This window comes from Micromonospora violae (assembly GCF_004217135.1).
Lineage (GTDB): Bacteria > Actinomycetota > Actinomycetes > Mycobacteriales > Micromonosporaceae > Micromonospora > Micromonospora violae.
In genome coordinates this window covers 6,594,545-6,613,004 of record NZ_SHKK01000001.1, presented here as the reverse complement: position 1 = coordinate 6,613,004, position 18,460 = coordinate 6,594,545, and the positions used below count along the sequence as shown (strand labels likewise).

Sequence of the window (18,460 nt, the reverse complement as noted above, 5' to 3'; positions counted from 1 at the left end):
GGACGGTCAGGAAGCGCCGTCGGCGCGGAGCCGGAACACGTTCGACTCCGCCGAGTCGCGCAGCGACCCCAACACCGCGCCGATCTTGTCCGCCGGCATCGGCTTGAAGAAGTGGTACCCCTGGGCGGAGGTACAACCCAGCTCGGCCAGGGCCATCCGCTGCTCGGCGGTCTCGACCCCTTCGGCGACCACCCGCAGCCCCAACTCGTGCGCGAGGCCCACGGTCGTCCGGACGATCGCGGCGGCCTCCGGCGAGTCGGTCATTCGGATGACGAAGGAGCGGTCCACCTTCAACTCGTCCACCGCGATCCGGGTGAGGAAGGTCAGCGACGAGAAGCCGGTGCCGAAGTCGTCGACAGCGAGTTGCACGCCCATCGACCGCAGCGTCGCCAACACCTCGTCGATGACCTCCAGCTCGCTCATCACCACCGTCTCGGTGATCTCAAGAACGAGCCGGTGCGGCGGCACCTGGTGGCGGCGCAGCGCGTCGGCGATCTCCGTCGGCAGCCGGGGGTCGAGCAGGCTACGCGCCGAGAGGTTGACCGAGATCGGAACGTCCAACCCCTCCCGAGCCCAACCGGCGGCCACGCTGAGCGCCTTGTCCAGCACGTACCGGGTGAAGGTGCCCAGCTGCTCGCTGTTCTCCACCGGCCGGATGAAGTCGGCCGGGTTCAGCCACCCACGCCGGGGGTGCTGCCAGCGGATCAGCGCCTCCACCCCGGTGGGCGCACCCGTGGCGAGGTCGACCGCCGGCTGTAGTGCCAGCACCAACTGGTCATCGACCGTCAACGCCTCACGTAGCTCGGCCAGCAGGGCGAGCTGGTCAGTGCTGGCCGCGTCGCGGGTGCCGTCGTACGCGGCGACGTTGCCGCCGCCCTCCTTGGCCTGGTACATCGCGATGTCGGCCCGCCGCAGCAGTTCGGTCAGGTCCGCGGTACCAGCGGCGGCCACCACCACCCCGACCGAGACCTCGATGGACATCCGTACGCCGGCGACCTCGGTCGGCGCGGCCAACCTCTCGGCGATCTCGCGGGCCTGACGCAACGCGTGGGCCATCGGGGCGGCCCGGTCGCCGAGCACCGGCACCGCAGTGAGCAGCAGGGCGAACTCGTCGCCGCCGAGTCGGCCGAGCAGGTCACCGGTGCGGACCAGCGCGTTGAGTCGGCTCGCGGTGAGCCGGAGCAGCTGATCACCGGCCGCGTGGCCGAGGGTGTCGTTGACTTCCTTGAACTGGTTGATGTCCAGCAGCAGCAGCGCCACCGGGTGATCGTGGCTGAGCTGACGCAGCGACTGGTCGCCCTTGCTCAGCATCGCCGCCCGGTTGGCGAGCCCGGTGAGCGGGTCGTGCACCGCCTCGTACGACGAACGGGCGGTCACCACCCGCAGCTCGTGGTGGGTCGCGGCGTCGTGCAGCGCCGCGGCGAGCGCGTCGCCGAAGGCGGCCACCGCGTCGCGTTCCCGGGCCGTCGGCGGGGCTGAGCGGGGGAACCGCACCCGCAGCCGACCGACCGGCGCGGCGCCGACCGACAGCGCTCGGCTCAGCTCGTGCTCGTCCGGCTCCGACTGGTCCGGTGGGCTCGTCTCCCGGTCGACCAGCTGGCCGCTGGCGTCGCCCCGGTAGCGGTGCCACCGGCCATCGGCCCGGGCCACGTCGACGTCCACCAGTTCGGCGTTGAACAGCGTCAGCGCCCCGGTGACGGCAGCGCTCGCCACGCCCCGCTCGTCGAGCTGGTTGAGGGCCGCGGTGGCCTCGGCGAAGGCACGCCAGGTGCGGCGCTCCTGATCGGAGCGCAGCCGGTAACGGTAGGTCTGCTGGAGCAGCCACAGCAGCGGCGGTAGCAACAGCAACCAGCGCGGGTCGAGCTCCAGCAGCGCGACCACCACCAGGCCGACCGCCACGTTGCCAACGAACATCAGCAGCTTGCCGCGCAGCGCGGCGAGCAGCGGTGGCCCGATCGGCAGCCCGTGCCGCAGACCCAGGGTCACCCCGCTCAGCCAGGCGGTCACCAGGAGGTACGTCACCGAACCGGCGATCACGGCCAGCGCCAGCATCGGGGTGGGAGGAGAGAGCAGTGGCCGCCCGAGCGCGGTGGTCACGGAGACGGCCAGCGCCGACGCGGCGGCCAGCGACGCGGCGATCCGGACGATCTCCAGGGCCGGACGGCGGTCGTTGCGCAGGGACAGCATCGTCCAGGCCAGCCCGGTGCCGAGCAGCGTGGCGGACGGGACCCAGCCGGCCGGAGTGAGGTAGAGGCAGACGATCAGGGCCGCCTCGCCCCAGGTGATGCTGACCATGCCGGCGGCCGAGCGGAACCGTAGCCGGGCGAGCTGGGCGAGGGCCAGGACGGCGACGGCGATGCCGAAGCGGGCCGGACCGCCGAGCGGGTCGTCGGCCGGCAACCGGACCGGGAGGGTCAACCCGACCCCGGCGGCGGCCAGGGCGGTCAGCGTGACGGCGGCGGTGAGCACGAGCAGCCGGCCCGGTGTGCCACGCACCCCGAGCCGATCGAACGGGTCGCCGGCCGGACCGGAGGTCATCGACCTCCCCCGTCAGCCGGCCGACCGACGTCGCGGCGGGCGCCCGGTGCTGTGCTGATCATCGGCGCCCCCTCCCGCACACGGCTCGGAGACTTTTGGTCCCCCCGGCGGAAGGCTAAGCCAAACCGGGTGGTCGCAACAGGGGGCGACCACCCGGTTCGGCGTGATTCATGCGCGGACTACCCGTTCAGGTGCTGCTGGTGCCCGTTGGGAGCAGGCGTGGATGAATCACGTCCGCCGGTCCCGTCTGTCGGATCGACGACTGCCGCATCGGCCCTGGTCGGATCGATCGCCCCGGATTGCTGGGGGAAACGGTCCGGTAGGCGGCGCAGCCGAGCGTTCATGTTGCGGATCAGCAGGATGGTCGCGGTGGCCAGCAGCAGGATGAGGAAGAGGCCCATCGGCCCGGCCAGACCACCCGTGCGGGTGTCCCCGAAGTTGTTCTCCGCGAGCACCTGGGCAGCGGTCAGCATGGCGTTCCTCCGATGTGCGGTTGGTAACCAGGGTAGCCCCGCCGGGAATCAGCGCGCGTGCGCCGTCTCCCGCACACCCGCGAAGAGATCAGACTCGGGCAGCGGGCTGTCGACCATTGAGCGGGCCAGCTCGTAATCCTCCGTCGGCCAGGCGCGCTGCTGGAGCTCCATCGGCACGTGGAACCAGAAGCCGTCCGGGTCGACCTGGGTCGCGTGGGCGCGCAGCGCGTCGTCGCGGACCGGGAAGTATTCGGCGCACTCCACCCGGGTGGTGATTCGGGGGCCCTTGTCGGGCCGGTCCTCCCACCGCTTGAGCCACTCCTCGTAGGGCGACTCCAGACCGGCGGCGAGCATGCCCTCGTGCAGGGCCATGATCTTGCCCTTGGAGAAACCGATGTCGTAGTAGAGCTTCAGCGGCTGCCAGGGCGCGCCCAGCTCCGGGTAGCGCTCCGGGTCGCCGGCCGCTTCGAACGCGGCCACGCTCACCTTGTGGCACATGATGTGGTCCGGGTGCGGGTAGCCACCCTCTTCGTCGTACGTGGTCACCACGTGCGGACGGAACTCGCGCATCAGCCGCACCAGCGGCCGCGCGGCGACCTCGACGTCCTGGAGGGCGAAGCAGCCCTCGGGCAGCGGCGGCAGCGGGTCGCCCTCGGGCAGGCCCGAGTCGACGAAGCCCAGCCAGGCCTGGTCGATGCCGAGGATGGCCCGGGCGGCGTCCATCTCGGCACGCCGGATCTCGCCGATGTTGGCCCATACGTCGGGCCGGTCGAGCTTGGGGTTGAGCACGCTCCCGCGCTCACCGCCCGTGCACGTCACGACCAGGACGTTCACCCCCTGGGCGACATATTTCGCCGTCGTCGCCGCGCCCTTGCTCGATTCGTCGTCCGGGTGCGCGTGCACGGCCATGAGACGCAGTTGCTCTGCCAACTTCGGCGCTCCTCGTCTGTGCCGGACGGTTGACCCGACCGGACTCGACCGGCTGACCTGCCGGGATCTCTCCTCACCACACCCTGCCGCCGGCCACCAGCGTCGGGCATGACCTGCCATTCCTGCCGCTGCACCGGGTGGGAAGATGGGGCTCTGCCATTCTTGCCGATGCCGCCGACAACAACGCCAGGAGATACCCGCCGGTGACCGAGACGCACGCCACAATTTCACCAGGCGCGCCGGTATTCCCGGCCGGGCGCTACGGCCGCCGTCGGGCGCCGGGCGGTAAGCGCCGCCGTACGCTGCTGGCCGCGCTGGCGCTGCTGGCGCTCGTGGCGACGCTGACCGTGATCTCCGTCCGGCTCTACCGCCAGTACGGCGACCCGGCCTACGACGCCCAAGTGATCACGTACACCGACATCACGGACAACCAGGTGCTCGTCGACTTTCGGGTGACCGTCCCGCCGGGCGGATCGGCCGTGTGCGTGCTGCGTGCCCGGGACCGGTCCGGTGCCGAAGTGGCCCGCGAAGAGGTCACCGTGACCGCCGATCCCGGCGACCGTCACGTCACGGCCCGGCACCGACTGGCCACCACCGCGCGGCCGTTCATCGGTGAGGTCCTGCGCTGCCGACCACCCTCCTGAGCTGCCCGAACAGCACCGACGAACGGGGCTGACCAAGCGCCCGCCGGGGGTCCCGGGTACGGACAACGGCGGTGATGGCCGACACGGTGTGTCGTACCGCACTGGTAACTTGGTAGTTCACCTGTCAGCCAGCCACGCACAACTGAGGAGAACGCCTGTGTCCACTGGCAACGAGGCGCCCGCCACCTGGCTGTCGCAGGACGCGTACGACCGCCTCCAGGCCGAGCTCGACGAGCACATCGCCAACCGTCCGGCGATCGCCGCCGAGATCAACGCCCGGCGCGAGGAGGGCGACCTGCGTGAGAACGGTGGCTACCACGCCGCCCGCGAGGAGCAGGGCAAGGCCGAGGGTCGCATCCGCTACCTGCAGGAGCTGCTGCGCACCGCGAAGGTCGGCGCGGCTCCGACCGCCGACGCGGTGTCGCCGGGCATGGTCGTGACGATCTACTTCGACGACGACACCACCGACACCGAGACGTTCCTGCTCGGGTCCCGGGAGATCGCCGCCACGACCGACATGACCGTCTACAGCCCCGAGTCCGCGCTCGGCAAGGCGATCCTGGGCGGCCGAGCCGGGCAGACCTGCACCTACACGGCCCCCAGTGGCGCCGACATCAAGGTGACCGTGGTCAGCTTCGAGCCGTTCGCCGGCTGACCATCGCTGGCCGGGCCAACCGACGACGGCACCTGCTCCGCAACACCGCGCACCCGAGGCGTGGCACCCACCGGTGTCACGCCTCGGCCGCGAAGACCACCTGGTAGCCGCTGGCGCGCAGGGCACTGATCAGGGTGTCCGAGTGCTCGACGCCCCGGGTCTCCACCGACAGCGCGACCTCCACCTCGCCGAGACCGAGGTGCGGGTTGGCCCGCTGGTGCTCCACGTCCACCACATTGGCCCGGTGCTCGGCGATCTGACTGAGCAGTGACGCCAGTTGCCCCGGCCGGTCCGAACAGCGGACGGTCACCCGCAGATAGCGACCCGCCGCGGCCAACCCGTGCTCGATCACCCGCAGCATCAGCAACGGGTCGATGTTGCCGCCGGAGAGCACCGCGACCGCCGGCGTCTCCACCTCCACCACGCCCGCCAGCAGCGCGGCGACGCCGACTGCCCCGGCCGGCTCGACCACCTGCTTGCCGCGCTCCAGCAGCATCAGCAGGGCCCGGGAGATGTCCTCCTCGGAGACGGTGACGATCTCGTCGACCAGCTTGCGTACGTGGGTGAAGGTGATCTCCCCCGGCCGCCCGACCGCGATGCCGTCGGCGATGGTGGAGAAGACGGGCAGCCGGACCGGTTCACCGGCCACGAGTGAGGGTGGGAACGCCGCCGCGCCGGCCGCCTGCACGCCAATGATCCGTACGTCCGGGCGCAACGCCTTCGCGGCCACCGCCATGCCCGAGATCAGACCGCCGCCGCCCACCCCGGTGATGATCGTCTTCACGTCCGGGCACTGTTCGAGGATCTCCAGCGCCACCGTGCCCTGCCCGGCGATCACATCGCGGTGGTCGAACGGGTGGATCAGCACCGCGCCGGTGCGCTCGGCGTACGTGTGCGCCGCGACCAGCGACTCGTCGACGGTGTTCCCGGCCAACTCGACCTGCGCGCCGTACCCCTTGGTGGCGGCGACCTTCGGCAGCGGCGCGTTGACCGGCATGAAGACGGTGGCGTGCGTGCCGACCAGGCCGGCAGCGAGGGCCACGCCCTGCGCGTGGTTGCCCGCGCTCGCCGCGACCACACCGCGCTCCCGCTCCGCCGCCGACAGCCGGGAGATCCGCACGTACGCGCCCCGCACCTTGTACGAGCCGGCGCGCTGCACGTTCTCGCACTTGAGCCACGTCGGCCCGCCCAGTGCCGCGCTGAGCGGGCGGGAGGGCTCCAGCGGGGTGGTGCGGGTGACGCCAGCGAGCAACTCCCGTGCGGCCCGCACGTCGTCGAGACCGACCAGTTCCGTCATGCCCCGATCGTGCCACCCGCGCTCCCCGACCAAGCCACGGGCCAGGCCAACCGGGCGCGCGCCGACCGAGGCGCGGGCGACCGGGACGCGGGCCGACCGGGGCGCGGGCCGACCGGGGTGCGGGGGACCGGACCGGGTTGATCCACTCGGGATCCTGAAAAACGCGGTGTCCGCGCCGCCCGGACACCGCGACTTCAAGAATCCCGAGTGGATCACGACGTTGGTGCGAGCCCCGGCACCTCCGGAGCAGGCTGGGCCGCCGGAGCAGGCTGGGCCGCCGGAGCAGGCTGGGCCGCCGGAGCAGGCTGGGCCGCCGGAGCGGGCTGGGCCGCCGGAGCGGTGGGCCAGGTCTGGGCCGGCCAGACCGGGCCGGTCGGCCACTGCGGAGTGGCGCTGGCGATCCGGGCCTCCTGGGCAGTGGAGATCCGTTGGATCAGCAGGATCAGCGTCACCGCCGCGATCACACAGCCCAGCGCGGGCAGCGTGCTGCGCAGCAGGGAGTCCTGGTACAGGTCGGCGTACGCCTGGTAGCTGGCATCGTCGAACAAGGTCTCCGGCAGCTTCTCGTACGCCCGGTCGTCGGCGCGGCTGGCGAGCCGCTCACCGACGCTGAACACCAGCCAGGAGCACCACCAGACGACCACGAGCGCTGGGGTGGCCCGCCGCCAGAGGCTGTCCCGGGCCACTGCCGCCACGACCCGGGCCGGCACCACGAAGTTCGCGAAGGGCACCAGCCAGCCGGCGATCGCCCAGCCGGGCCCGAAGGCCGGCTCGGCTCCGGGGAAGGCGTCGGTGTTCTTGCGGGCCCGCCAGGTCCAAATGATCACCAGTACGGCGGCGGTGAGGTGTACCACCGTCATGATCAGCGCCATTACCGCGACGATGATCGCCGCGAGGCTGATCAGATCCGGGTCCTCGTTGGCCATGGCCCGCTGGGCCAGCACCATGCCGACCAGCGAGGACAGCACCACCGCCAGGTAGAGCACGGCGGTGGCGCCGACGGCGACGATCGCCGCCAGGCCGATCCCGCGTACCCGGTAGGTCGGCAGCCCTGGCGTGACGGCGGGTTGGCCGAGCGGCGTGAAGCACCGCGGGCAGTACTGGTTTTCGGGGGACATGGCGTCCCCGCAGGTCTGGCAGCGCATTGGTGTCCCCCGGTCCGCGCGACGGTGCGCGCACACCGTAAAGGATCATGCGGCGGCCGGCGACCCCGTTCCGATCCGGGGATAGCCGGGGGCGTGCCGCGTCCACGGTGCGGCCATCTCAAACTGGCCGGCCACACCGAGCAGCAGCAGCTCCGAGCCGGGCGGACCGACCAGTTGGACGGCGACCGGCAGGCCGTCCGGGCGACGGCCGACCGGCACGACGACCGCCGGCAGGCCGGCGATGTTCCAGGGGGCGGCGTACGGGGCGTACCGGATATTGGCTGTCATGTTCGCCCGCCAGGACCGCTCCGACCAGCGGGCCGCCTCCGGTGGCGCGCTGGCCAGCGCCGGGGTGAGCAGCAGGTCGACCGAGTGGTCGGTGAAGAAGTCGACCGACCGTTGCCGCCAGGCGGTCCGGTCCGCCTCCCGCACGTAGCCGCGACGCTGCGCCCACTCGCCCAGCGCGACGTGCCGGCGGGTACGCCGTTGCAGCCCACGCCGGTCCAGACCGGAGGCCCGGACGTCGGTGGCGGCGGCGGCGAACCAGGTGGCGATGCCCTGGAGGCCGAGCGCGGTGGGGTAGACCGGATCGGCGGGCACCGTGTCGTGCCCGGTGGCGGCGAGGAGCCGACCGGCGGCGGCGACCGCGTCCCGGTTGGGCTCGTCCGGTGCGACACCGCGCACCGGGGAGCGCAGGGAGACGCCCACCCGCAGTCGCTGCGGGGGGACCAACTTCTCGGGACGCCGGCCGGCGAGGACCGAGAAGCTGACCGCCGCGTCGGCGACCGTGCTGGTCAGCATGCCGTGCTCGGTGAGGCCGAACCAGTCGTCCGCCCCGAGCTGGCAGGGGACCACACCCCGGCCGGGCTTGAGCCCGACGAGTCCGCAGCAGGCCGCGGGAATCCGGATCGAGCCGAGACCGTCGTTGGCGTGCGCGATCGGCACCAACCCGGCGGCGACCGCGGCGGCCGAACCACCCGAGGACCCACCGGGCGTACGCGTGCTGTCCCACGGGTTGCGGGTCACCGCGCTGTCGTCGTCGGTGAGTGCCCACAGCCCCAGCTCCGGCATCCGGGTCACGCCGAGGATCACCGCACCGGCGCCGCGCAGCCGACGCACCACCTCGTGGTCGGCCTCCGCGACGTCGGTGCGGGCGGCGGCCGACCCGTTCCAGGTGGGCAGGCCGGCGACCGGGGTGTTCTCCTTGACCGCCACCGGGACCCCGGCCAGCGGCAGGTTGGCCAGGTCCTCCTGCTCGTCGACCTTCTCCGCCTCGGTGATCGCCTCGCCGCCGCGCACGGCGCGGAACGCGGCCAGCTCACGGTCGGTTCGGGAGATGTACTCGAGGTGGTCGGCGACGACCTGGGTCGCCGAGACGTCGCCTCGGCGTACGCCTCGGGCGATCTGCTTGGCGGTCGCTCCGACCCAGGTCGCCATGATGTCCTGCACGGCCATCCTTCCCCAGCGGTCAGCCCAGCGCCTGCTCCAGATCGGCGAGTAGGTCGTCGACCGTCTCGATGCCGACAGACAGTCGCACGAGATCGCCGGGAACTTCAAGCGGCGAGCCGGCAGCACTTGCGTGTGTCATCCGACCCGGGTGCTCGATCAGGGATTCCACGCCGCCCAGCGACTCGGCGAGCACGAAGAGCTTGGTCCGGTTGCAGATGTCCACGGCGTGCTCCTCGCCACCGGTGGCGCGGAACGAGATCATGCCGCCGAACCGGCGCATCTGCTTGGCGGCCACCTCGTGACCGGGGTGCGAGGGCAGCCCCGGATAGATCACCTGGGCGACCTTGGCGTGCCCGTCGAGGTACGCCGCGAGCCGCTCGGCGTTGTCGCAGTGCCGGTCCATGCGTACCCCGAGGGTCTTGATGCCGCGCAGGGTGAGCCAGGCGTCGAACGGGCCGTTGATCGCGCCCATGGCGTTCTGGTGGTAGCGCAGTTCCTCGCCGAGCGCGGCGTCGGCGACCACGAGCGCGCCACCGACCACGTCGGAGTGTCCACCGATGTACTTGGTGGTGGAGTGCACCACCACGTCCGCGCCGTGCGCGATCGGCTGCTGGAGGTACGGCGAGGCGAAGGTGTTGTCCACCACCAGCAGGGCGCCCGCCTCGTGTGCCACGGCGGCCAGGGCGGCGATGTCGGCGATGCCGAGCAGCGGGTTGGTCGGCGTCTCCAACCAGATGATCTTCGTACGGCCGGGCTGGACGGCCGCCCGGATCGCGGCCGGGTCGGAGACCTTCGCCGGGGTGAACTCCAGACCCCAGCGCTGGGCGACGCGGGCGAAGAGCCGGTACGTGCCGCCGTACGCGTCGTCCGGGATCACCACGTGGTCACCGGGCTGGCAGACGGCCCGCAGCAGGGTGTCCTCCGCCGCCAGACCGCTGGCGAAGGCGAGCCCCACCGACCCACCCTCCAGCGCCGCCAGGCACTCCTGGAGCGCGTCCCGGGTCGGGTTGCCCGAGCGGCTGTACTCGTAGCCGAGGCGAGGCGCGCCGACGGCGTCCTGGGCGTACGTGCTGGTCTGGTAGATCGGTGGGATCACCGCGCCGGTGCGGGCCTCAGGATCCTGACCGGCGTGGATGGCGAGCGTCTCGAAGCCGTGACTCATTCTGGTGAGGCTAGTGCCCCGCCGAGGCGGGCTGGAACGGAACCCGCGCTCCAGGGTGGGGGCCGGACCGTCCGGGGCCGGCGGCATAGCCTGGCCGGATGAGCGGCTGCGTGTTCTGCGGGATCGTGCGGGGCGAGGTGCCGGCGTTCCGGGTGGCTGACACCCCGGACGGGGTGGCGTTCCTGGACACCCGGCCGGTGTTCAAGGGGCACGTGCTGGTGGTGCCCCGGGTGCACCTGGTGACCCTGGCCGAGTTGCCGGCCGATCTGCTGCCCGGCTACTTCGCCATGGTGCAGCGGCTGGCGGGGGCGGTGGAGACCGCTCTCGGTGCCGGTGGGACGTTCGTGGCGATGAACAACAAGGTGTCCCAATCCGTGCCGCACCTGCACACCCATGTGGTCCCACGGACCAGGGGCGACGGGTTGCGTGGCTTCTTCTGGCCGCGCACCCGCTACGCCGACGACACCGAGGCGCGGACGTACGCGGACCGGGTCGCGACGGCGCTTGCGGGCGGGGCCTGACTCCCGGTCGCGCGGGTAAGGAAGCAGGACCCTCCGGTGTTACACGCTGGGAGAGGTACGAGAGGAGATCCCCACCGTGTTTTTGCGCCGTATGAACGCCGAGATGGTCTCGCCCGACCAGGCCCTGCCGGGCCGTCCGATCGCCATGCCGGTCGCCGACCGCCACGAGGTGCTGGGCACCCCGCTGAAGGGCCCGTTCCCCGAGGGCCTTCAGGTCGCGGTCTTCGGCATGGGCTGTTTCTGGGGCGCTGAGCGGCTGTTCTGGACGCTGCCGGGCGTCTACACCACCTCCGCCGGCTACGCGGGTGGCTTCACCAAGAACCCGACGTACGAGGAGACGTGCTCCGGCCGCACCGGGCACGCCGAGGTCGTCCAGGTGGTGTACGACCCCAGCAAGATCAACTATGAGGATCTGCTGAAGGTCTTCTGGGAGAACCACGACCCGACCCAGGGCATGCGCCAGGGCAACGACGTGGGCACCCAGTACCGCTCGGCGATCTACACGACCACCGACGAGCAGCGGACCATCGCGGAGTCGTCCCGGGACGCGTTCCAGCCGATCGTGGCGCGGGCCGGCAAGGGCGAGATCACCACCGAGATCGCCCCGCTCGGCAGCTACTACTTCGCCGAGGACTACCACCAGCAGTACCTCGCGCCGACGAAGAACCCGAACGGCTACTGCAACCACGGCCCGAACGGGCTGAGCTGCCCGGTCGGCGTCGCCCGCGTCGGCGGCTGACCACCATTGCGTCAACTGGCAAGGCCACTGGGTTTCGCACCCGGTGGCCTTGTTCTCATCTCGGTGGCATCGTCGCCAGCAAGAGCACTGCTCCCACCGACGGCTGTCCCTGCTCGCCCCGGAACGGCTATCAGCGTGGTGCGTCTGGGCCGGTCTCGTACGCGCACGGAGACGAGCACCTGCCACCGGTCGCGTCTTCCACGATGAGCGCCGAGGTGTCCGCGTCAAGCCAGTAGCGCTGCCCCGGCTGGACAAGCACGGGCCGCCGCAAAACCAGCGGTGCACCGCCGCCCGGGCGCACCTCGGAAATGAGTGTCAACCGCTCTGCGCGCGTCTCGCCTGCCATCCGCCAACGATAGTCCGGGCGGCGTTCTCTACGTCTCAGCGACGTACACGCCCGACCCCCGGACGCCGACCACGATCCCCCGCGCTTTCAACCCCTCAACGGCGCGCGCCACAGTGCGCCGGGCCGAGCCGTATTCATCGGCCAGCGCGTCGTACGTCGGGAGGCGCTGCCCGCGCCGAAACTCGCCAGCGCCGATGCGCCGCAGCAGATCAGCCTCGATCTCATGCGCAGTGTGGGGTATCGGCACGCACACAGGCTGCGCCTACCCACAGTGGGGACTACTTACACCCATTGCCTTACTGGCACTACTGGCATTAATCTCGGTATGCGCGGTGGGTAGTGGATCTGGGATCGGTGCCCGTCGCTGCGCCCAAGGGGCGTCCGCCGGTCTCGGCGATCATGCGGGCGCCCCTCATATGGCAAGGAGTAGCGATGTTCAGTGCGCGGGCCGAGGGCGATCAGCCGGCACGGGTGCCAATTGAGCTGGAAGTGTCGAGATGGACCATCGTCGTCACCGGCCGAGTTACGTGCGGCAAATGCTGGCGGGCGCTACGGATAGACACAGCCACGACACCCGGCGAGATTGCCGAGGTCGTCGGTGACCACCAGGAACGCTGCCCTCGGACGCAGCTACGGCCGGCACCCTAGCCCGGGCGGGGGCCGCTCTCGCGGCGTTTGCCCTGCCATGCGACGCCGCTGAGCTGGCCGAACATTCCCCTCTGACCCTGTGATCGAAATCCGTTGCAGAGCCCCCCGGGAACTCGATAGCGTGGCCGTACACGTGAAAGGAGGTGGTCCAGACTTGTATAGCAATCGGACTCGTGAGGTGGCTGTCAGCTAGCCGCTGTCCTCGACAGTGATCGGTCCGCCAACAGGCGGACACCAGCACCATCGTCGAGACCGTGTGGCAGCGGTGCGGCGAATCCACGACAGCCACCCGACCCCCGGGGTGCCGGCCAAGTCCAGCCGGCCCGCGCGCGAGCGCGGAGCGCCCCGGGGGTCGCTCCATATCCGCAGGAGTGGCGATGTCCATGCGCGAACTGGTGGTGCTGGGGACGGCCAGCCAGGCGCCGACCCGTCAGCGCAACCACAACGGGTACGTGCTGCGCTGGGACGACGAGGTGATCCTCTTCGACCCGGGCGAGGGCAGCCAGCGTCAACTCCTGCACACCACGGTCACCGCCACCGACCTGACCCGGATCTGCGTCACCCACTTCCACGGCGACCACTGCCTCGGCCTGCCCGGCACCATCCAGCGACTGTCCCTGGACCGGGTGCCGCACCCGGTCGCCGTGCACTTCCCGGCCGGCGGCGCCGAATACTTCGCCCGGTTGCGGCACGCCACCTCCTTCTACGAGACCGCGGAGCTGCTGGTCGAGCCCATCGAGGCCGACGGGCAACAGGTCGCCCTGCGCTGCGGCACGCTGGAGGCACGCCGGCTCCGGCACCCCATCGAGACGTACGGCTACCGGCTGGTCGAGCCGGACGGGCACCGGATGCTGCCGGAGAAGCTGGCCGCGTACGGCATCACCGGGCCAGCCGTCGGCGAGCTGATCCGCGTCGGGCACTTGGACGTCGACGGACGCCGCGTCACCCGGGCCGAGGTGAGCGTGCCCCGACCGGGGCAGCGGTTCGCGTTCGTGATGGACACCGGCCTCTGCGACGGGGTGTACGCCCTCGCCGAGCACGCCGACCTGCTGGTCATCGAGTCGACCTTCCTGGAGTCGGAGGCCGCGCTCGCCGCCGAGGTCGGCCACCTGACCGCGGCGCAGGCCGCCCGGGTGGCGACCGAGTCCGGGGTACGCCGACTCGTGCTCACCCACTTTTCCCAGCGCTACCCCGACCCGCGCCTGTTCCACGACGAGGCGCGCACCCACTTCGACGGTGAACTGATCATCGCCGAGGACCTCAGCACCGTGCAGCTCCCACCGCGCCGAGTAGCCTCGAACGAGTGACGATCACGCTCCGCTCCGCAACCGAACATGACCTGATGGCGGTGGGCGCCCTGCACCAGCGCTCCCGGGTCGCCGCGTACTCCGGCTTCCTGCCCGCCGACGCGTTGGCCGACCCGACACCGGAGGCGATGGGGCGGTACTGGGTCGAACGGTGGGTCTGGGAACGGGACACCCACCGGATGACCGTGGCCGAGCGCGGCGGGAGGTTGGCCGGCTTCAGCCACCTGGGGCCGGACGACGAGGACGACCCGGCCACCGGGCTGCTCAACGCGATTCACCTCGACCCGGCCGAGCAGGGCCGCGGTGTCGGCCGGACCCTGATGGTGGACGCGCTGGACGCCATGCGGGCACGGGGCTGGCGGCGCGCCGCGCTCTGGGTGCTGCGCGGCAATGCCCACGCCCGCTCGTTCTACGAACGCGGCGGCTGGACCCCGACCGGCGCCGAGCGAGAAGAGGCGATCGGATCAGCCCAAACCCCCCAACTCCGCTACACCCGCCCCCTCTAATCGCCCCCCCGGCCCCCGCCCGCGCCTGCCCCCGTCCGCGCCGATCCCCGCCCGCCCCCGGCCCGACCGCGCCCCGCCCGCGCCCCGCCCGCCCTCGTCGATCATGGAGTTGTGGTGGGCGCTTTCGGCACGGGTGTCCGTATTGCACACCACCACAACTCCTTGATCGACCAGGCGAGGTCGGGCGGGGTGGGGCCGAGCGAGGCCGGGCAGGCGGAACGGCGGCGGGTGGGGCGGGGGTGGGAGCTTTCAGTGGGCGCCGAGGTGGGATAGGAGGTCCTGGCGGGTGAGGACGCCCTTGGGCTTGCCGTCGACCAGGACCAGCGCGGCGTCGGACTTCTCCAGCAGGCCGACAGCCTCGCTCACCGGCTGACCGCCACCGATCATCGGCAGTGGGTCGCCCATGTGCCGCTCGATCGTGTCGTGCAGGTGGGCCTGGCCGGTGAACAGCGCGTCGAGCAGGTCCCGCTCGGCGATCGAGCCGGCTACCTCGCCGGTCACCACGGGCGGCTCGGCCTTGAGCACCGGCAGCTGCGAGACGCCGTACTCGCGCATGTAGTCGATCGCGTCGCGGACCGTCTCGGTCGGGTGCACGTGCACCAGTTCGGGCAGCCCGCCCGGTTTGCTGGCCAGCGCGTCGGCCACCGTCGGCTCGGCACCGGAGTTGTCGAGGAAGCCGTACCGTGCCATCCACGAGTCGTTGAAGATCTTCGAGAGGTAGCCTCGGCCGCCGTCGGGCAGCAGCACCACCACCACGTCGTCCGGGCCGGCCCGACGGGCGACCTCCAGGGCGGCGACCACCGCCATGCCGCAGGAACCGCCGACCAGCAGCCCCTCCTCGCGGGCCAGTCGCCGGGTCATCTCGAAGGACGCCTTGTCGGAGACCTCCACGATCTCGTCGGCGACACCCCGGTCGTAGGTCTCCGGCCAGAAGTCCTCGCCGACGCCCTCCACCAGGTACGGCCGGCCGGTGCCGCCGGAGTAGACCGAGCCTTCCGGGTCCGCCCCGACGACCCGAACCCGACCCTCGGAGGCCTCCTTGAGGTACCGGCCGATGCCGGAGATGGTGCCGCCGGTGCCGACGCCGGCCACGAAGTGGGTGAGCCCGCCGTCGGTCTGCTTCCACAGCTCCGGGCCGGTCGTCTCGTAGTGCGAGCGCGGGTTCGCCGGGTTGCTGTACTGGTTGGGCTTCCAGGCACCGGGGATCTCCCGGGTCAGCCGGTCGGAGACGTTGTAGTACGAGCGCGGGTCCTCCGGCGCGACGGCGGTCGGGCAGACCACCACCTCGGCGCCGTACGCCCGGAGCACGTCCTGCTTGTCCTGGCTGACCTTGTCCGGGCAGACGAAGACACACCGGTAGCCCTTGAGCTGAGCCACCAGGGCCAGCCCCACGCCGGTGTTGCCGCTGGTCGGCTCGACGATGGTGCCGCCGGGCTTCAGCAGGCCGGCGGCCTCGGCGTCCTCCACCATCCGCAGCGCGATCCGGTCCTTCACCGAGCCACCCGGATTGACGTACTCCACCTTGGCCAGCACGGTGGCCTGGATGCCCTCGGTGACGTTACGCAGACGCACCAGCGGGGTGTTTCCGATCATGTCGACGACGTTGTCGTAGTACTGCACGGTGTGCCCTTCGTTGCGGCGCCGACGGTGGCGGCCGGGAAGACGGTTCCTCGTCGCCCAGCGTACGTGCCGTCAGGGCACCAGCCCCCCGGGGATGACGGAGCTGCGGCGGGCCTCCCACTCCAGGAAGCGATCGGTCTCGGCGAGCACGCTGCCGGCCAACCAGGTGACCATGACCGCGTCGTCGGCCAGCCCGAAGATCGCCAGTGGGATCTCCGGGAGCAGGTCGATCGGCGAGACGATGTACGCCGTCGCCGCGGTCATCAGGGCCAGCCGAAGGCCGCCGTCGTACTCCCCCTTGGTGGTGGCTCGGATCATCCGGGGCAGCGCGGCCAACCGCGTGCCGATCGACGGCCCGTTGCGCGCCCCGGCCGTCAGGGCCCGGGCCAGGGCCGCGAACGCCGCGCTGCGCTTCAGTGTCTTACCCATCGTCGTGCTCCTCTCCGCCGGATCAGCGTGGCGGGTCGGCGCAAGTCGGCCGGCCTCGGGAACCCAGGTACCCCGTCGCGTCGGTTTCCAGGCACCCGGGTGCCGTCACGACGACAGCGGTGTGTCGGGCCCGCGCGATAATGTCGCGGTATGGGGATGGCAGATTCCGTCGTACCCGGTGAGCGCTGGCGGCAGGCCCGGCGGTTCGTCCGGCTGGCAGCCATCGGGACGGGTGCCACCGCGGCGGCCGCGGTGGCGACCGGCGGGGTGCTGCTCGGCCAGGCCCGCCAGGCGCGACGGACCATCCCGATGGCCGAGGCGCCGCCGCCGCGCTGCGATGGGATGTACGGCGCGAAGTTCCCCGGTCCGGCGCTCACCATGGTCGTGCTCGGCGACTCGTCGGCGGCGGGCTACGGGGTGCACCGCCGTCGGGAGACGCCCGGGGCGCTGCTCGCCACCGGCCTGTCCCGTCGCCTGCACCGGCCGGTGCAGCTGCACCGCTTCGCGGTGGTCGGTGCCATCTCGGCGGCCCTGCGCCACCAGGTGGAGGCGGCGTTGGAGTGCCGACCCGACATCGCGGTGATCCTCATCGGTGGCAACGACATCACCAACCGCACCCCGCGCGGCCTGGCGGTCCGCTACCTGGTCGAGGCGGTGCACACCCTGCGTGACGCGGGGTGTGAGGTGGTCGTCGGGACGTGCCCCGACCTGGGCGCGATCCGCCCCATCCAGCCACCGCTGCGCTGGCTGGCGCACCGGTGGAGCCGGCAGCTCGCGGCGGCCCAGACGGTGGCCGTGGTCGAGGCGGGCGGCTGGACGGTCTCCCTCGGTGACCTGCTCGGGCCCCGGTTCGCGGCCGAGCCGACCCGGATGTTCGCCTGGGACCGGTTCCACCCCTCCGCCGAGGGGTACGCGATGGCCGCCGCCGCGCTCCTGCCGACGATGCTCTCCGCCCTCGGCGCGACCCCGGAACGACGGGCCACACGGGTCGGCGGCGACGGCGTACGGTCGCTGCCGGAGGCCGCGCAGGAAGCGGCTCGACACGCTGGCACGGAGGTGAGCGGCGTCCAGGTCCGGGGCCGCGACCGAGGGCCCGCCGGCCGGTGGGCGCAGCTGCGCCGACGGGCGTTCTTCGGTGTCGGCGCGGTGCCGCAGGACGGGCCCGCGTCGGACACCTCGACAGTGGAGGAACTGGCATGAACGAGCGCAGCGCACGGAGCGTGGCCTCCGGCCTCGCCGGCCGGTTGGGTCGGGCAGCGGCGTTCTCGCTGCTCGCCGGCACTGTCGGGGGTGCCGCCGTCCTCGCCGGTGAGGCGTTCGTCGCCCGGCACCGACGCTACGCCCAACCGGAGCTGGGCCTGGCGCTGCGCGCCACGATCGGCCGGGCGGGCGCTCCTCCGCTGCGGCTGGTGCTGCTCGGCGACTCGTCGGCGCTGGGCGTCGGTGTCGACCGTCTGGAAGACACGATCGGCGGGCAGTTGGCCCACCTGCTCGCCGAGGGCCCGGCCGGCCGCCGGGTGCAGCTGTCCAGCGTCGGCGTCTCCGGGTCCCGCTCGACGGACCTCGCCACGCAGGTTGCCCGGGCCCTGCTCGGGGAGCGGCCCGACGTGGCGTTGATCCTGATCGGCGCGAACGACGCCACCGGGCTGCGCCGACCCTCCGACGCGGCGGCCTACCTGGGCGCGGCGGTGCACCGGCTGCGGGAGGCGCGCGTCGAGGTGGTGGTGGGCACCTGCCCCGACCTCGGCGCGGTGCGTGCCATCGCGCCTCCGCTGCGCCAGGTGGTCGGGTGGTCCGGGCGTCGGGTGGCCCGCGCGCAGACCACGGCCGTGCTGGAGGCGGGCGGCTCGGTGGTCGATTTGGCCACCGAGACCGGGCCGGTGTTCCGGGCCGACGCCGGCACGCTCTGCCAGGACGGCTTCCACCCCTCCGCCGACGGCTACCGGGTGTGGGCGCACGCGTTGCTGCCCGCCATCGCCGCGGCGGCGGCGGCCACGACCCGGCGCTAGATCGTCCCCGGTCAGGGGTGACATTTCCCGCCGGGCACGCTT

General features: G+C 72.0%; 17 protein-coding genes and 1 pseudogene. 8 read left to right on the top strand and 10 right to left on the bottom strand.

The genetic code is table 11. The features are described 5' to 3' along the window. Positions 1-6: 6 nt before the first annotated feature. The 3 genes from EV382_RS30035 to mca form a co-directional block, all read right to left on the bottom strand. The gene (locus EV382_RS30035) at positions 7-2,538 is read right to left on the bottom strand and encodes a putative bifunctional diguanylate cyclase/phosphodiesterase (RefSeq protein ID WP_130407434.1); all 2,532 of its coding nucleotides are present in this window, start codon (positions 2,536-2,538) and stop codon (positions 7-9) included. Positions 2,539-2,717: 179 nt separating this feature from the next. Then, entirely contained in the window at positions 2,718-3,011 is a 294-nt protein-coding gene (locus EV382_RS30030; RefSeq protein WP_130407432.1) for a hypothetical protein, read from the bottom strand. Positions 3,012-3,059: 48 nt separating this feature from the next. Beyond that, positions 3,060-3,941: a mycothiol conjugate amidase Mca gene (gene mca, locus EV382_RS30025; RefSeq protein ID WP_130407430.1), complete on the bottom strand. Its 882-nt coding sequence runs from the start codon at positions 3,939-3,941 to the stop codon at positions 3,060-3,062. Between the two features lie 203 nt (positions 3,942-4,144). Here mca and EV382_RS30020 point away from each other — a divergent pair, with 203 nt between their 5' ends. Continuing rightward, positions 4,145-4,585: a DUF4307 domain-containing protein gene (locus EV382_RS30020; protein ID WP_130407428.1), complete on the top strand. Its 441-nt coding sequence runs from the start codon at positions 4,145-4,147 to the stop codon at positions 4,583-4,585. A gap of 157 nt (positions 4,586-4,742) precedes the next feature. After that, positions 4,743-5,240 (top strand): transcription elongation factor GreA, encoded by a 498-nt coding sequence (greA, locus tag EV382_RS30015; protein ID WP_130407426.1) that lies wholly within the window; start codon positions 4,743-4,745, stop codon positions 5,238-5,240. A 76-nt stretch (positions 5,241-5,316) separates the two neighbouring features. Here greA and ilvA read toward each other — a convergent pair whose 3' ends face one another. The 4 genes from ilvA to EV382_RS29995 all read right to left on the bottom strand — a co-directional run bounded on the left by ilvA (position 5,317) and on the right by EV382_RS29995 (position 10,293). Beyond that, positions 5,317-6,537, bottom strand: coding sequence for a threonine ammonia-lyase (gene ilvA / locus EV382_RS30010; RefSeq protein WP_130407424.1), 1,221 nt, complete (start codon positions 6,535-6,537; stop codon positions 5,317-5,319). 212 nt (positions 6,538-6,749) lie between these two features. Further along, positions 6,750-7,655: a DUF4328 domain-containing protein gene (locus tag EV382_RS30005; protein WP_244236852.1), complete on the bottom strand. Its 906-nt coding sequence runs from the start codon at positions 7,653-7,655 to the stop codon at positions 6,750-6,752. A 72-nt stretch (positions 7,656-7,727) separates the two neighbouring features. Continuing rightward, complete coding sequence (locus EV382_RS30000) at positions 7,728-9,137, bottom strand: amidase (protein ID WP_130407420.1); 1,410 nt, start codon at positions 9,135-9,137, stop codon at positions 7,728-7,730. Positions 9,138-9,150: 13 nt separating this feature from the next. After that, positions 9,151-10,293, bottom strand: coding sequence for a cystathionine gamma-synthase (locus EV382_RS29995; RefSeq protein ID WP_130407418.1), 1,143 nt, complete (start codon positions 10,291-10,293; stop codon positions 9,151-9,153). A gap of 98 nt (positions 10,294-10,391) precedes the next feature. On the opposite strand from EV382_RS29995, the gene EV382_RS29990 reads away from it, so the two are divergent. Both EV382_RS29990 and msrA read left to right on the top strand, forming a co-directional pair. Then, the gene (locus EV382_RS29990; RefSeq protein WP_130407416.1) at positions 10,392-10,814 is read left to right on the top strand and encodes an HIT family protein; all 423 of its coding nucleotides are present in this window, start codon (positions 10,392-10,394) and stop codon (positions 10,812-10,814) included. A gap of 76 nt (positions 10,815-10,890) precedes the next feature. Beyond that, positions 10,891-11,553 (top strand): peptide-methionine (S)-S-oxide reductase MsrA, encoded by a 663-nt coding sequence (msrA, locus tag EV382_RS29985; RefSeq protein WP_130407414.1) that lies wholly within the window; start codon positions 10,891-10,893, stop codon positions 11,551-11,553. A gap of 374 nt (positions 11,554-11,927) precedes the next feature. Here the strand turns inward: msrA and EV382_RS29980 are convergent, their stop codons facing one another. Beyond that, positions 11,928-12,146 (bottom strand): GntR family transcriptional regulator, encoded by a 219-nt coding sequence (locus EV382_RS29980; protein WP_244236851.1) that lies wholly within the window; start codon positions 12,144-12,146, stop codon positions 11,928-11,930. Between the two features lie 778 nt (positions 12,147-12,924). Between EV382_RS29980 and EV382_RS29975 the strand changes: the two genes are divergently transcribed. Together EV382_RS29975 and EV382_RS29970 are read left to right on the top strand one after the other, a co-directional pair. Then, positions 12,925-13,854 (top strand): ribonuclease Z, encoded by a 930-nt coding sequence (locus tag EV382_RS29975; RefSeq protein WP_130407410.1) that lies wholly within the window; start codon positions 12,925-12,927, stop codon positions 13,852-13,854. Next, complete coding sequence (locus EV382_RS29970; protein WP_130407408.1) at positions 13,851-14,360, top strand: GNAT family N-acetyltransferase; 510 nt, start codon at positions 13,851-13,853, stop codon at positions 14,358-14,360. The genes EV382_RS29975 and EV382_RS29970 overlap by 4 nt, the downstream gene beginning before the upstream one ends. Positions 14,361-14,609: 249 nt before the next feature. Here EV382_RS29970 and EV382_RS29965 read toward each other — a convergent pair whose 3' ends face one another. After that, the gene (locus tag EV382_RS29965) at positions 14,610-15,980 is read right to left on the bottom strand and encodes a cystathionine beta-synthase (protein WP_130407406.1); all 1,371 of its coding nucleotides are present in this window, start codon (positions 15,978-15,980) and stop codon (positions 14,610-14,612) included. A 72-nt stretch (positions 15,981-16,052) separates the two neighbouring features. Continuing rightward, entirely contained in the window at positions 16,053-16,409 is a 357-nt protein-coding gene (locus EV382_RS29960) for a YkvA family protein (RefSeq protein WP_130407404.1), read from the bottom strand. 150 nt (positions 16,410-16,559) lie between these two features. Between EV382_RS29960 and EV382_RS29955 the strand changes: the two are divergent. Beyond that, a pseudogene (locus tag EV382_RS29955) lies at positions 16,560-17,620 on the top strand (SGNH/GDSL hydrolase family protein); the annotation flags it as partial. Next, entirely contained in the window at positions 17,606-18,418 is an 813-nt protein-coding gene (locus tag EV382_RS29950; protein WP_130407400.1) for an SGNH/GDSL hydrolase family protein, read from the top strand. The pseudogene EV382_RS29955 and the gene EV382_RS29950, both read left to right, overlap by 15 nt. The last annotated feature ends 42 nt before the right edge of the window (positions 18,419-18,460 follow it).